This is a genomic window from Stenotrophomonas sp. BIGb0135 (assembly GCF_024810105.1).
Taxonomy (GTDB): domain Bacteria; phylum Pseudomonadota; class Gammaproteobacteria; order Xanthomonadales; family Xanthomonadaceae; genus Stenotrophomonas; species Stenotrophomonas maltophilia_AB.
The window spans coordinates 143,603-156,844 of sequence record NZ_JANUDX010000005.1 but is presented as its reverse complement, the minus strand read 5'-3'; the positions used below and the strand labels follow the sequence as shown (position 1 = coordinate 156,844).

The 13,242-nt window shown below is 68.9% G+C and carries 15 protein-coding genes; 9 read left to right on the top strand and 6 right to left on the bottom strand.

Annotation, left to right across the window (positions count from 1 at the left end; genetic code table 11):
• Positions 1 to 249: 249 nt before the first annotated feature.
• From motB to msrB, 3 genes are all read right to left on the bottom strand, one after another.
• Positions 250 to 1,194: a flagellar motor protein MotB gene (motB, locus tag M2421_RS12735; RefSeq protein WP_259207209.1), complete on the bottom strand. Its 945-nt coding sequence runs from the start codon at positions 1,192 to 1,194 to the stop codon at positions 250 to 252.
• A 9-nt stretch (positions 1,195 to 1,203) separates the two neighbouring features.
• Positions 1,204 to 2,058: a flagellar motor stator protein MotA gene (gene motA, locus M2421_RS12730; protein ID WP_259207208.1), complete on the bottom strand. Its 855-nt coding sequence runs from the start codon at positions 2,056 to 2,058 to the stop codon at positions 1,204 to 1,206.
• A gap of 164 nt (positions 2,059 to 2,222) precedes the next feature.
• Complete coding sequence (gene msrB, locus M2421_RS12725) at positions 2,223 to 2,690, bottom strand: peptide-methionine (R)-S-oxide reductase MsrB (RefSeq protein ID WP_259207206.1); 468 nt, start codon at positions 2,688 to 2,690, stop codon at positions 2,223 to 2,225.
• A 138-nt stretch (positions 2,691 to 2,828) separates the two neighbouring features.
• Here msrB and M2421_RS12720 point away from each other — a divergent pair, with 138 nt between their 5' ends.
• Positions 2,829 to 3,251 carry a classical arabinogalactan protein 4 gene (locus tag M2421_RS12720; protein WP_259207204.1) on the top strand — a complete coding sequence of 141 codons (423 nt, stop codon included), beginning with the start codon at positions 2,829 to 2,831 and terminating at the stop codon, positions 3,249 to 3,251.
• 374 nt (positions 3,252 to 3,625) lie between these two features.
• Positions 3,626 to 3,898, top strand: coding sequence for a hypothetical protein (locus tag M2421_RS12715; RefSeq protein ID WP_259207202.1), 273 nt, complete (start codon positions 3,626 to 3,628; stop codon positions 3,896 to 3,898).
• A 60-nt stretch (positions 3,899 to 3,958) separates the two neighbouring features.
• Here the strand turns inward: M2421_RS12715 and M2421_RS12710 are convergent, their stop codons facing one another.
• Positions 3,959 to 4,438 (bottom strand): Lrp/AsnC ligand binding domain-containing protein, encoded by a 480-nt coding sequence (locus tag M2421_RS12710; protein WP_259207200.1) that lies wholly within the window; start codon positions 4,436 to 4,438, stop codon positions 3,959 to 3,961.
• A gap of 149 nt (positions 4,439 to 4,587) precedes the next feature.
• Between M2421_RS12710 and M2421_RS12705 the strand changes: the two genes are divergently transcribed.
• Both M2421_RS12705 and alr read left to right on the top strand, forming a co-directional pair.
• Positions 4,588 to 5,898 (top strand): D-amino acid dehydrogenase, encoded by a 1,311-nt coding sequence (locus tag M2421_RS12705; RefSeq protein WP_259207198.1) that lies wholly within the window; start codon positions 4,588 to 4,590, stop codon positions 5,896 to 5,898.
• Entirely contained in the window at positions 5,877 to 6,953 is a 1,077-nt protein-coding gene (alr, locus tag M2421_RS12700) for an alanine racemase (RefSeq protein WP_259207197.1), read from the top strand. Before M2421_RS12705 ends, alr begins: the two co-directional genes overlap by 22 nt.
• A 107-nt stretch (positions 6,954 to 7,060) precedes the next feature.
• Here alr and M2421_RS12695 read toward each other — a convergent pair whose 3' ends face one another.
• A complete protein-coding gene (locus tag M2421_RS12695; protein ID WP_259207194.1) occupies positions 7,061 to 7,630 on the bottom strand; it encodes a DUF3016 domain-containing protein in 570 nt (189 codons plus the stop codon).
• 248 nt (positions 7,631 to 7,878) lie between these two features.
• On the opposite strand from M2421_RS12695, the gene M2421_RS12690 reads away from it, so the two are divergent.
• Both M2421_RS12690 and M2421_RS12685 read left to right on the top strand, forming a co-directional pair.
• Positions 7,879 to 9,846 carry an ATP-binding protein gene (locus M2421_RS12690; RefSeq protein WP_259207192.1) on the top strand — a complete coding sequence of 656 codons (1,968 nt, stop codon included), beginning with the start codon at positions 7,879 to 7,881 and terminating at the stop codon, positions 9,844 to 9,846.
• 78 nt (positions 9,847 to 9,924) lie between these two features.
• Complete coding sequence (locus M2421_RS12685) at positions 9,925 to 10,215, top strand: DUF3247 family protein (protein ID WP_259207191.1); 291 nt, start codon at positions 9,925 to 9,927, stop codon at positions 10,213 to 10,215.
• Positions 10,216 to 10,265: 50 nt separating this feature from the next.
• Here M2421_RS12685 and M2421_RS12680 read toward each other — a convergent pair whose 3' ends face one another.
• Positions 10,266 to 10,529, bottom strand: coding sequence for a hypothetical protein (locus tag M2421_RS12680; protein WP_259207190.1), 264 nt, complete (start codon positions 10,527 to 10,529; stop codon positions 10,266 to 10,268).
• A gap of 151 nt (positions 10,530 to 10,680) precedes the next feature.
• Here M2421_RS12680 and M2421_RS12675 point away from each other — a divergent pair, with 151 nt between their 5' ends.
• Genes M2421_RS12675 through M2421_RS12665 form a run of 3 tightly spaced genes read left to right on the top strand, consistent with a single transcriptional unit; the run spans position 10,681 to position 13,177 of the window.
• On the top strand, positions 10,681 to 11,802 hold the full coding sequence (locus M2421_RS12675; RefSeq protein WP_259207188.1) for a class I SAM-dependent methyltransferase: 1,122 nt from the start codon (positions 10,681 to 10,683) through the stop codon (positions 11,800 to 11,802).
• Positions 11,799 to 12,503 (top strand): pseudouridine synthase, encoded by a 705-nt coding sequence (locus M2421_RS12670; RefSeq protein WP_259207186.1) that lies wholly within the window; start codon positions 11,799 to 11,801, stop codon positions 12,501 to 12,503. The genes M2421_RS12675 and M2421_RS12670 overlap by 4 nt, the downstream gene beginning before the upstream one ends.
• Positions 12,500 to 13,177 carry an HAD family phosphatase gene (locus M2421_RS12665; protein WP_259207184.1) on the top strand — a complete coding sequence of 226 codons (678 nt, stop codon included), beginning with the start codon at positions 12,500 to 12,502 and terminating at the stop codon, positions 13,175 to 13,177. The genes M2421_RS12670 and M2421_RS12665 overlap by 4 nt, the downstream gene beginning before the upstream one ends.
• Positions 13,178 to 13,242 lie beyond the last annotated feature (65 nt).

The following is a 13,242-nucleotide window of genomic DNA, read 5'->3' as shown; positions in this document are numbered from 1 at the left end:
CGGGGGAACCACGGCCGCGGCTGGGTCGCGTCCCGACCGCCCGCCGGTGTTCCGCCCACGCCCGGGAAACGCATGACCTGCAACGACATGGCGCCCGGATGCGGCCGCTGCGCTGACGATCCAGGTGCAGTCGGCCTGGCGCGAGCCTGCCAAGGCGGCGCGCGCGTCGTCCCGTCGGGCGAGCGTCCGGGCGTCCGCGCAACCGCACGGCCGACCACCGACCACCGACCACCGACCACCCCGTACCGCTCAGGGCGTGGTCGGCGGTGCCTGGGCAGCTTGGATGTCGGCGTCGGCGGCGGTGGGCGACAGCGCCAGCTCCTGGCCGGCACCGGCCAGCGCGGCGGCTTCGGCGGCCTTGGTCATCACCACGATGCTGATCCGGCGGTTGATCGGGTTGTCCGGCTGGGCCTTGTCGAACAGCACCGAGGAAGACAGGCCGACCACGCGGGTCACCTTGTCCTCGGTCATGCCGCCGTCGAGCAGCGCACGGCGGGCGGCGTTGGCGCGGTCGGCGCTGAGCTCCCAGTTGCTGTAGCCGTGCACGGCGTTGTAGGCGGTGGTGTCGGTGTGGCCGGTGATGCTGATCCGGTTCGGCACGTGATTGATGAACTGCGACAGCTCGCGCAGGATGTCGCGCGTGTACGGCTTGAGCGCGGCACTGCCCATGTCGAACATCGGCCGGTTCTGCTTGTCCACGATCTGGATGCGCAGGCCTTCCGGGGTGAGGTCCAGCAGCAGCTGGTCCTTGAACGGCTCCAGGGCCTGGCTCTTGCTGATCGCCTCCTGCAGTTCCTTCATCAGCGCTTCCAGCTGCTGCTTGTCGCGCGCCTGCTGGTCCACCGGCTGCGGCACCGCTTCCTGCTTGTTCTGGAAGGGGTCGTTGCTGTTGCCGCGGGAGATGTCGGTCGCCCCGCCCAGCTTGATCATCGACGTACTGGCGCCGCCCGGGCCAGCCATGCCGGGGGCCGGGGTCGAACTCTGCCCGGCCAGCGGGCTGGGGTTGCGGAAGTACTCGGAAATGGCCGCGCGCTCGGGCTTGGTGGTGGCCGCCATCAGCCACAGCACCAGGAAGAAGGCCATCATCGCGGTCACGAAGTCGGCGTAGGCGACCTTCCACGCGCCGCCATGGTGGGCGGCATGGCCGGCCTTGCGGACCCGGCGGACGATGACGGTGGGTTTGTTCTCGGCCATGGCGGTGCCTTACTTGACCGTCTTGAGGTGCTGTTCGAACTCGCTGAAGCCCGGGCGCACGTTGGATGGCAGGGTCTTGCGCGCGAATTCGAGGGCGATCTTCGGGTTGTAGCCGCGCAGGCAGGCCAGCAGCGCCGTCTTCACCGACTCGTAGATGCGGCTGTCCTGCTCGGCACGTGCTTCCACCGCGGCCGCCAGCGGGCTGACGAAACCGTAGGCCAGCAGGATGCCGAGGAAGGTGCCGACCAGCGCGCCGGCCACGTGGGCGCCGACTTCGGTGATCTCACCGCCGATCGAGCCCATGGTGATCACGATGCCCAGCACCGCGGCCACGATGCCGAAGCCGGGCAGGCCATCGGACACCTTGTTGAGCACCGCCGAGGGCTGCATCGCTTCGGCGTGGTGCTTTTCCAGCTCCAGCTCCAGCAACGGCTCCAGCTCGTGCGGCTCGATGTTGCTGCCGATCATCAGGCGCAGGCAGTCGGTGATGAAGTCGACCAGGTGGTGGTCGGCCTGCACCTTGGGGTAGTTGGCGAAGATGCTGCTTTCGGCCGGGCGCTCGACGTGGTCTTCCAGCGCCATGAAGCCCTCGCGGCGAGCCTTGTTGAGCAGTTCGTAGAGCAGGCTCAGGACGTCGATGTAATCCTGCTGCTTGTAGGCCGGGCCCTTGAACACGCCCACGGTGGCCTGCAGGGTCTGCTTGACGGTCTTGATCGGGGTGCCGACCAGGAACGCGCCCAGTGCCGCACCCCCGATGATGACCAGTTCGTACGGCTGCCACAGGGCGGCCAGCTTGCCGTGCGCGCCGATATAGCCGCCCAGCACGCTGATGATGACGACGAGGAATCCAACGAAGATGAGCATGGGCCGACGCGGAGGGAGTAGGGGATACCTCTCCTTGTCGGCCCGGATTCAGGTTTTCTGAAGGGGGCCGTTCGCTCAACGTCACACTTTTGCCCCCCGGGCCGCGCGGGCCGACGGCCCGCACTTGCCCGCCTGGGTGGTCTGGCCGGTTCACACCGCCGGGCTCAGCCGGCCGGTTGGGCCTCGGCGCCGCCGCGCTGCAGCGGGTCCGGATAGGCCTGGCCATTGGCGGTGAACGCCAGCGAGACCGAATTCAGGCAATGCCGCTCGTGGGTCGGCGGCGGGCCATCGGGAAACACATGGCCGAGATGGCTGTCACACCGCGCGCAAACGATTTCGGTACGGATCATGCCGTGGCTGATGTCGCGGATCTCGCGCACGTGGGCCGGGTCGAACGGGGCGAAGAAGCTCGGCCAGCCGGTGCCGGAGTCGAACTTGGTGCTGGAACGGAACAGCGGCAGCCCGCACAGGCGGCAGCCGTAGACGCCGTCCTGCTTGTTGTCCAGGAAGACGCCGCAGAACGGGGCTTCGGTGCCGTGCTGGAGCAGCACGCGGCGCTCATCGGCGCTCAGGCCGGCTTCCAGGGCCTGGCGCTGGGCGTCGCTGGGGGGGGAGAGATCGAAGGCGGTCATGGCGGTTCCTCGCGGGGGTGGGTTCAAGATTGGGTCGGCGGCGGTTGCTTCAACCCGGGCGGTGTGGATCGGCGTTGTTCATGGTGCTGATACCCGCGTGGGTGCAAGGTGGAGCCCTGATTCCCGCTGGAGCACGCCATGTCCCGCCACCCCTGCCTCGCCGTCGCGCTGCTGGTGCTGTTGCCGGCGGCGGCCATGGCGCAGATCGGCCCGCCGCCGAGCCCGACCAAAACCCGCCCGGTGGTGGTCTCCCAGCCCACCCCGACGCCGCTGCCCACGCCGGTGCGTCCGGCCCCGGCCGACAGCCTGTCCGGGCAGATGGCGCCGGTGAAGTCCGACAGCCAGGTCCAGCAGCAGCTGCGCACCCACCCGATCCAGGCCCAGGGCGATGGGCCGGCGCAACCGATCCAGGGCCCGACCCTGCAGCCCAAGGTGTACGACCGCCACGGCCGCATCATTCCCGGCGCCAGGCAGGTCGGCCCCAACCGCGTGCTGGATACGCGCACGGGCAAGTATTACGACGCCATCCCCAGCGGCAACGGCCAGCAGATCAAGCCGTAAGTTCTGGTGGGGTCGATCCCGGGTCGACGGCACGGGGTGCTGCATGGATGGACGGCAGGGCGACCTTGAACGCAGGTGCCGTGCGCAGCACGCGCGTCACCTCGTTCGGCCTCATCCGTTCGTCGGCGCGTGACACGGTCGGCAGTTGGCCAGGCTTGCGACATCAGGCCTGTCTCGCGGCATCACCTGTGCCTCGTACGATCACCTCTGCCTCGCAGCGTGACTCTGTCCCGCGACGCGTCAGGGCGCGACGCGCGGTCGACTGCACGTGGACATGCGGCGAGCGATGCCGCATGTGCATGTGCATGAGTACAAGCGCAGCGTCGCGTCCATGAACGCCCCACAACCAGGCCACGCAGTCATCTCCATCAACGATGCCGCTCACTGTTTTTTCGCCTGCGATTAACCGTTTTTCCCGGACCCTGTTCGTGCGCCGGAACGCGGCGTATTCCAAGGTTTTTCCGAAGAGTGCAATCATGACCAACCAGCAGAACCAGAAGGGCGGCAAAATGCCGCAGCAGGAACAGCAGGGCAGTCAGCAGCACCAGAAGGCCGGCCAGCAGAACCAGCAGCAGTGGGACCAGCAGAACCAGAAAGGCAAACAGCCCGACCAGCAGCGTCACCCCGACTCCAAGCAACAGCGCTGACGCGCGCGAGGCATGATCGAAGGCGGTGCGCGCAAGCGCGCCGCCTTTTGCATTCCCGGCTCAGTCCGGGATCGGCAGGGTCAGCGTTTCCTTGACTTCTTCCATCACGATGTAGCTCTTGGATTCGCGCACATGCGGCAGGGTCAGCAGGGTGCTGCCGAGCAGCTTGCGGTAGGAGGCCATCTCGCTGATGCGCGCCTTGAGCAGGTAATCGAAATCGCCCGAGACCAGGTGGCATTCCAGCACGTTGGGCAGCTTCAACGCGGCGCGCCGGAACTCCTCGAAGATATCGCCGGACTTGTAGGCCAGGCTGATCTCCACGAAGACCAGCAGGCTGGCCTTGAGGTAGTGAGGATCGAGCTTGGCGTAGTAGCCGGTGATCGCCCCGTCGCGCTCCAGCCGGCGCACGCGCTCGGTGCAGGGCGTGGTCGACAGCCCCACCCGCTCGCCCAGTTCGGTGAAGGAAATGCGGCCCTCGGCCTGCAGGATGCGCAGGATCTTGCGGTCGATCTTGTCCAGTTCGCGGGGGCGTACGGCCATGGGCGTCATCCAGGCATGGGGGTTGGCGAGACAATACCCTGCAAGCACTCCTAAAAACAGGAGAAATGCTTGGTTTGGCCGGAATATACTTGCCCAATTATGGTCCCGGCACGCGCCAGTGCAGGGAATGATCGGGTTGGAGAAGCAGCATGCGCGTTCTAGTCCTTGGCAGCGGCGTCATCGGCACCACCAGTGCCTGGTACCTGCGGCAGGCCGGGTTTGAAGTCACGGTCGTGGACCGCCAGCCCGGTCCGGCGCTGGAAACCAGTTTCGCCAACGCCGGCCAGCTGTCCTTCGGCTACACCTCGCCGTGGGCCGCCCCGGGCGTGCCGCTGAAGGCGGTCAAATGGCTGTTCTCCGAACATGCGCCGCTGGCGATCCGCCCCGGCCTGGATTGGCGCCAGTACGCGTGGCTGGCGCAGATGCTGCGCAACTGCACCCACGAGCGCTACGCGATCAACAAGGCGCGCATGGTGCGGATGTCCGAGTACAGCCGCGACTGCCTGAACGAACTGCGCCGTGAGACCGGCATCGAATTCGAAGGGCGCGACCTGGGCACCACCCAGCTGTTCCGCACCCAGCAGCAGTTGGATGCCTCCGCACAGGACATCGAGGTGCTGGCGCAGTACGGGGTGCCGTACAAGGTGCTCGACCGCGAGGGCATCATCGCCCACGAACCGGCCCTGGCCGGGGTGGCCGACACGCTCGTCGGCGCGCTGTGGCTGCCGCGCGACCAGACCGGCGACTGCCAGCTGTTCACCCGTCGCCTGGCGCAGATGTGCGTGGACGCCGGAGTCGAGTTCCGCTTCGACCAGGACATCGCCGGCCTGCAGACCGACGGCGACCGCATTACCGGCGTGCGCATCGACGGCACGCTGGAAACCGCCGACCGCTACGTGGTCGCACTCGGCAGCTATTCGCCGTCGCTGGTGGACCCGCTCGGCCTGCGCCTGCCGGTGTACCCGCTCAAGGGGTATTCGCTGACCCTGCCGATCACCAACGCGGCGATGGCCCCGACCTCGACCATCCTGGACGAGAGCTACAAGGTGGCCGTGACCCGCTTCGACGACCGCATCCGCGTCGGTGGCATGGCCGAGGTGGGCGGGTTCGACCTGTCACTGTCGCCGCGCCGCCGCGCCACCCTGGAAAAGGTGGTCGGCGACCTGTACCCGCATGGCGGCGACCTGTCGCGCGCCGAGTTCTGGACCGGGCTGCGCCCGGCCACCCCGGATGGCACGCCGGTGATCGGCGCCACCCCGTACCGCAACCTGTTCCTCAACACCGGCCACGGCACGCTGGGCTGGACCATGGCCTGCGGTTCGGGCCGTTACCTGGCCGACCTGATGAGCGCGCGCCAGCCGCAGATCAGCACCGAAGGCCTGGATATCTTCCGTTACGGCCATGCCGCCGCATCCGTTGTTCATAGTGAGCCCAAAGCATGCGCCCAGCCCGCGCGTTGATCGACCTGGACGCGTTGCGCGCCAATTTCCGCCTCGCCCGTGAACTCGGTGGCGGTCGCAAGACCCTGGCCGCGATCAAGGCCGATGCCTACGGCCATGGCGCCATCGACTGCGCGCGCGCGCTGCAGGGCGAGGCCGATGCGTTCGGCGTGGCCTGCATCGAAGAAGCGCTGGAACTGCGCCAGGCCGGCATCACCACGCCCATCGTGCTGCTGGAAGGGTTCTTCGACGCCGACGAATTGCCCCTGATCGTGCAGCACGATCTGTGGTTCGCAGTGGGCACGCCGTGGCAGGTGGAGGCGGTGGCGGCGTTCCAGACCACCGCGACGCTGCGGATCTGGCTGAAACTGGACAGCGGCATGCACCGGCTGGGGCTGTCGCCGGCGGACTTCCGCGCCGCGCATGCGCGCCTGTCCGCGCTGCCGCAGGTGGGGCCGATGGTGCTGATGAGCCACATGGCACGCGCCGACGAACTGGACAGCCCGCGCACGCGCGAGCAGGCCGAGCTGTTCGCCGCCACGATCGCGGGCCTGGCCGGCGAGACCAGCCTGTGCAACTCGCCGGCCCTGCTGGGCTGGCCGGACGTGCGTAGTGACTGGGTGCGTCCGGGCCTGATGCTGTATGGCGCCAACCCGCTGCCCGGGCATCCGGAACTGAGTGCGCGGCTGCGCCCGGTGATGACGATGCAGTCGACGATCTTCGCGGTGCGTGAGATCGGGGTCGGCGAACCGGTCGGCTATGGGGCGCGCTTCGTCGCCGAACGTCCCACCCGGGTCGGGGTGGTGGCGCTGGGCTATGCCGATGGGTATCCGCAGTTCGCCCCGAACGGCACGCCGGTGGTGATCGATGGGCAGCCGGGCCGCCTGATCGGGCGGGTCTCGATGGACATGCTGACCGTGGACCTCACCGACCTGCCGCAGGCCGGGCTGGGCAGCCGCGTCACCCTGTGGGGCGACGCGCCGCGGCTGGACGTGCTGGCCCCGCTATGCGGGGTGAGTGCCTACCAGCTGCCCTGCGCGGTGAAGCGGGTCCCGCACGCGCTGCTGGGCGCCTGACGGCGCCTGCGCGGCCCTGACGCGGCCCTGACGCGCCTGGCAGCCTCGGGCGGAGACGGCGCCCGATCCGCGCCGCCCGTCGGCGCCCACGCCAGCACCTGACGGCCTCAGTTGCTGGCCGTCGCCTGCGCACGCAGGTCGCGGCGGACCCAGTCGTCCAGCAGCCGCTTCTCATAGCGCAGCGGATCGGTATCGCTCTGCATCCCGATGTTGTGCAGGTAGCCGTTGTCGACCAGCTTGCGCTCGCCTTCGCCCAGCACCCGGCCCTGGGCATCCTTGAGCGTGTAGGTCAGCGTGATCCGCGGCGGGTACACATCGCGCAGGATCCGGATGTCGTTGCCGCGCGGGCCGTGCCAGGGCTCGTAATCGCCGGCGCGCTTGATATCGGTAAAGGTCACGGCCAGCTGCTGGCCCGGCTGCAGCTGCTTGCCGGCCGAGGTGCGCACGTACTGCGCCAGCTGCTGCACCCAGTTGCCGCGCTCGGCCTCGAAGCGGTTGTTGCTGGCGCGGATCTCGGTGAACTGGGCCGGATCGGTCCAATTGACCTGTACCGGACCCTCCCCGCTCAGGGCCCGGGGGGCATCGGCGGCGGTTACCGAGCGCGGTCCGGCCGCCGCGGTCGTACCGACCAGCAGCAGGCAGGCCAGGGCACCGGCCATCCAGGGAGTGCGGTTCATGGGGATTCCTTGGTCGCGATCACGGATGGGATCGAGGCCGAGTGTGATCCCGATGCTCCGGCGGGACAATCGCCGGCGGCGCCGCCGGTCGGCCCGGTTGGCGCGAATTCACCCACGTCAATCCCACCCATGGCGCTTGACGCTACGAATACGCGCTCTGGAAGATGCTGTGTCTCTCCGTTTCGCCGATTGCCCCATTGACGCCCTTGTCCAGCCTGCCCGCTTCCACGCTTGAACGACCTCCCTTCATGGCGCCTGCATCCGATCCTGGCATGTACCGCAGCATGCTGGAGCAGATGAATGCCGGCTTCTGCGTGATCGAGGTGCTGTTCGAGCAGGAACAGGCGGTGGACTACCGCTTCCTGGAGGTCAACGACGCCTTCGAACGCAACACCGGCCTGGTGGGGGCACCGGGCCAGCAGGTGAGCGTCATGGTGCCGGGGCATGAGAGCGACTGGTTCCGCCTCTACGGGCAGGTCGCCCTGACCGGCCAGCCGCAGCAGTTCGAGCTGGAGGCTCGCGCCCTGGGGCGCTGGTATTCGGTGGAGGCGGTGCGGGTGGGCGAGCCGGGCGAACACCGCGTCGCCGTCGTGTTCTTCGACATCTCCAGCCGCAAGCAGATCGAAGTGGAACTGGCCGAGAGCGAGGCGCGCTTCAGCGCGCTGGCCGATGGCCTGCCGATGCCGGTGTGGGTGCTCGACGAGCGCGGCCATGCCCGTTTCGTCAACAGCGCCTTCACCGAATTCTTCGGCGGCGATGAACGGGTGCCCGAAGACGTCTGGCGTGGCCTGGTGCATCCCGACGATGCCTCGGTGTTCGACTACGAACTGCAGGAAGCCCTGAAGGCGCAGCGCTCCATGCATGCGCTGGTGCGTGGCCGTCGTGCCGATGGCCAGTGGCGCTGGCTGGAAATGAACGCACGCCCGCGTTTCTCGCGGATGGGGCGGTTCATCGGTCTGGCCGGCAGCAGCCCGGACGTGACCGAACGCCGTGAAATCGAAATGGCGCGCGAGGAACTGTTGCAGTCCGAGCGCGCCGCGCGCAGTGCCGCCGAAAACATGGCGCGGCTGAAGGACGAGTTCCTGGCCACGCTGTCGCACGAGCTGCGCACCCCGCTCACCACCATCCTGGGCTGGAGCGAGCTGCTGCTGCAGCGCGTGGACGACACCAGCCCGCTGTTCAAGGGCCTGGGCGTGATCGCCAACAGCGCGATGGCGCAGAAGCGGTTGATCTCGGACATGCTCGACCTGAGCAGCATGCTGCTGGGCAAGGTGCAGCTGGAAGTGGAAGTGCTGGACCTGCGCGTGCAGCTCACCGAAGCGATGCGCGCCCAGGAACTGGTCGCCGAAGGCAAGGCGCTGCAGATGCGCCTGGACCTGCCCGAGACGCCGGCCCTGGTGCTCGGCGATGCCACGCGCCTGCAGCAGGTGCTGTGGAACCTGCTCTCCAATGCCATCAAGTTCACCCCGGCCGAAGGCACCGTGGCCGTCACCCTCCGCGAGGATGGCGGCCACTGGTCGATCAGCGTGGCCGACACCGGCGACGGCATCGCCCCGGAATTCCTGCGCCATCTGTTCAGCCGGTTCCGCCAGGCCGACGGCACCACCACCCGCCGCCATGGCGGCCTCGGGCTGGGGCTGGCAATCGCCCAGCAACTGGTGGAGCTGCACGGCGGCGTGGTGTCGGCCAGCAGTGATGGCCATGGGCACGGCGCCACTTTCACCGTGCGCCTGCCGGGCTACCAGCCGCAGGCCGATGGCCGGCCGCTGCGCGAAGTGTTCAGCGGCCCGATCAGCGAGCAGGTGATCGAGCCGTACCCGCTCAAGGGCCTGCGCCTGCTGGCGGTGGAAGACCAGCCCGAAGTGCTGGAGTACCTGCGCCGGTTGCTGGAGGAGCAAGGCGCCGAAGTCACCGCGGCCGCGTCGGCCGGCGAGGCGCTGGCGCTGCTGGACCAGGGTGGCCACGCGGGGATCGACGTACTGCTTACCGACATCGGCATGCCCGGCATGGATGGCTACGGCCTGGTGCGGACCCTGCGCGAGGATATCGGCGTGGAAGCGGCGGAACTGCCGGCCGTCGCGGTGACCGCATTGGCCCGCGCCGATGACCGCAAGCGCGCGCTGGCCTCCGGCTTCCAGGAGCACGTGGCCAAGCCCTATTCCGTGGCGCAGCTGGTGTCGGCGGTGCGCAGCGTACTGGGCGGGCAGCGCCGCTGACCAACCCCCGATTCGAATCGCGCGTGCTGCTCACCCCCGGGTGGGTGGCCACGCATGTTCATGCCAGAGGAGTCCCTCATGTCCCGTTACGCCCCGCACATCCACACCGATCCGGCTGAAATCGCCGCGCTGGAGGCCTTGCTGCCCCAGCTGCACGGGCAGACCCGGGTGGAACTGACCCTCGACGACGGCAGCCGCGTGCTGGGCACGGTGGCGGTGCAGCCGACCCTCCAGCAGTATCGCGACGCCGACGAGAACGAAGGCAGCAACGGCCAGTTGCGGCTGGACGACCTGGATGCGCCGGTGCAGCAGCACCTGGTCTGGTTGGACCGGATCACCGCGATCCGGCAGTTGCCGCCGGTGGAATAGCCGGTTCTCCGGCGGGGTACCGGCCGATGGCCGGTACCTGCCGGGGGCCCTCAGTGCTGGAACACTTCCGGCTCGGCTTCGAAACGGCGCGCGTAGGCGCGTTCATCGGCCACCCGCGCCACCTCGTCGTCGGCCATGTCCGGCGCACCGTATACCGCATAGGCCACGCTGCCATCGGACTGCTTGCCCACCTGGTGCAGGCGGTAGCGCGAGTGCCCGCCGCCGGTGTCCTGCGGGTAGTGCACCGGGGGCTGGGCGCCCTCGATGTCCATTTCGCTGTTGTCCACCACGCCACCGACAAACAATGCACGCATGAGCCATCTCCATCACAAGTGAGCCTCCACCCTGACGGTTGGGATGTTGGCAGGGGATCAACGCCGCGTTGAATAAACGCAAATCGGGGCACGGCGGGGGCGATCCGGGCGAACCGGTAGAATGGCGGTCTCTTTCAAGATGTGCCCCCCGATGGCTGCCCAGCACGACGCTCCCCTGGAAACCCTGTTCCTGCCGTTCGCCAGTGGCGTGCTGTCCTGGCCCGCCGGCCCCGTGTTGTTCCTGCGCGCCCGCGATGGCTGGCCGCTGCGCGAGCACGCCCAGCCGGGCCAACTGGTCTGCGAGCAGAGCTTCCGCCCGTTTGCCGATGCCCTGGAGGCCAGTGGCTGGACCGTGCGCGACGAGCAGCAGCTGGCCGATGACCCCACCCGTTACGCGGTGGTGCTGGTGCTGCCCCCGCGCCAGCGTGAAGAGGCCAAGGCCCTGTTCGCCCGCGCCGTGGCGCTGGCCGCCCCGGGCGGGATCGTGGTGGCCTGCCAGCACAACAACGAGGGCGCGCGCTCCGGCGAAGGCGACCTGCAGCAGCTGACCGGGCTGGGCGGCAAGCTCACCAAGAACCATTGCCGGGCCTACTGGACCGCGCCGCTGAACGGCCAGCACGACGCCGCGCTGGCGCAGCGCTGGGCCACCCTGGACGCACCCCGCGCGATCCTCGGCGGGCGCTTCCAGAGCCGGCCGGGCATCTTTGCCTGGGATCGCATCGACCCGGCTTCGGCGCTGCTGGTGGAGCAGCTGCCGGCCGATCTGGCCGGGCGCGGTGCCGATCTCGGTGCCGGCTTCGGCTACCTGTCGACCGAAGTGCTGGCGCGCTGCCCGGGCGTGACCGCGCTGGACCTGTACGAGGCCGAAGGCCGCGCGCTGGCGTTGGCCCGGGAAAACCTGGCCAGGCTCGACAAGCCGGCCACCCTGGCCTACCACTGGCAGGATGTCACTGCCGGGATCGAGGCCGAGTACGACTTCATCGTCACCAATCCGCCGTTCCACACCCCGTCGCGCGCCGACCGCCCCGACATTGGCCAGCGCTTCATCGCCGTGGCCGCGCAGGCGCTGCGCCCGGGCGGGCGGATGTGGCTGGTGGCCAACCGCCACCTGCCGTACGAGCAGATCCTCAACGAAAGCTTCGGCCAGGTCCGGGTGGCCGCCGAGCGCGATGGCTTCAAGCTGATCGAAGCGACCAAGGCCAGCAAGAGCGCCACCCCGGCCCGTGCCCCGCGCAGCACCGAGCCGAAGTGGGGCCGCGGAGGTCGCGCATGAAGCTGGTCAAGTTGTTGGCCAACCTGGGCTATGGCAGCCGCAAGCAGGTGCAGGGCATGTTCCGCGAGGGCCTGGTCACCGATGCCGAAGGCGAGGTGCTGTACGCCGACGACGTGGTCGCGCACGAGGCGATCCGGGTCGAGGGCGAGCCGCTGGACCCGCCGCAGGGGCTCACCCTGATGCTGCACAAGCCGCGCGGCTATACCTGTTCGACCAAGGACAAGGGCCGGTTGATCTACGACCTGCTGCCGCCGCGGTACCGCGACCGCGCGCCGGTGCTGTCCTCGGTGGGCCGCCTGGACCGCGACACCAGCGGCCTGCTGCTGATGACCGACGACGGCGCGCTGCTGCATCGGATCGTGTCGCCCAAGTCGCGCCTGGACAAGGCCTACGAGGTGACCCTGGCCGAGGACCTGCGCGGCGATGAGGCCGCACGCTTCGCCAGCGGCACGCTGCTGCTGGAATCCGACGACAAGCCGCTGTTGCCGGCCGAGCTGGAGGTGCGGTCGCCGCGCGAGGCCGAGCTGGTGCTGCACGAGGGGCGTTACCACCAGGTGCGGCGCATGTTCGCGGCGGTCGGCAACCACGTCGAGGCGCTGCACCGCAGCCGCGTCGGCGGGCTGACCCTGGGCGGGCTGGGCGAAGGCCAGTGGCGCATGCTCGACGCGGCCGACCTGGACACACTGTTCAACGTGCCATGAGTGCGATCGCGGCGCTGCCGTTCCTGCCTGACGCGGTCATCTTCGACATGGATGGCCTGATGATCGACAGCGAGCGGGTGTCGATCGCGTGCTGGAGCCAGGCCGCGCAGGAACTGAGGCTGCCCATCGAGGATGGCTTCTGGCTGCGCCTGGTCGGGCTGGGTGATCGCGACTGCGAGCGCCTGTTGCTGCAGCACATCGAGGCCGGGCAGGTGGCGGCGTTGTTCGCGCGCTGCCATGACCTGTACGAAGCACGCACGCATGCCGGGCTGCCGTTGCGGCCGGGCATCCTGGAACTGCTGCAGTTGTTGCGCGAGCACGACATCCCGCGCGCGGTGGCCACCTCGACCCGGCAGCCGCGCGCCTCGCGCAAGCTGGCGGCGTCCGGGTTGCTGGCGTTCTTCGACGTGGTGGTGACCAGCAGCGACGTGGCCCACCCCAAGCCGGCGCCGGACATCTACCTGCTGGCCGCACGGAAGCTGGGCAAGGAGCCGGCGCGCTGCCTGGCGCTGGAGGATTCGCCGGCGGGTATCCGCGCAGCGGTCGGCGCGGGCATGACCGCGATCCAGGTCCCCGACCTGGTGCACCCCGACGAAGACCTGCGCGCGCTCGGCCACCGCATCGTTGGTTCGCTGGTGGACGCGCACGCATTGCTGCTGCCGCACCTACGGTAGAGCCGAGCCACGCTCGGCTGCTCTTCGTGCCGGCAACATGACCGCCTGACCAACGGCGTCGGACC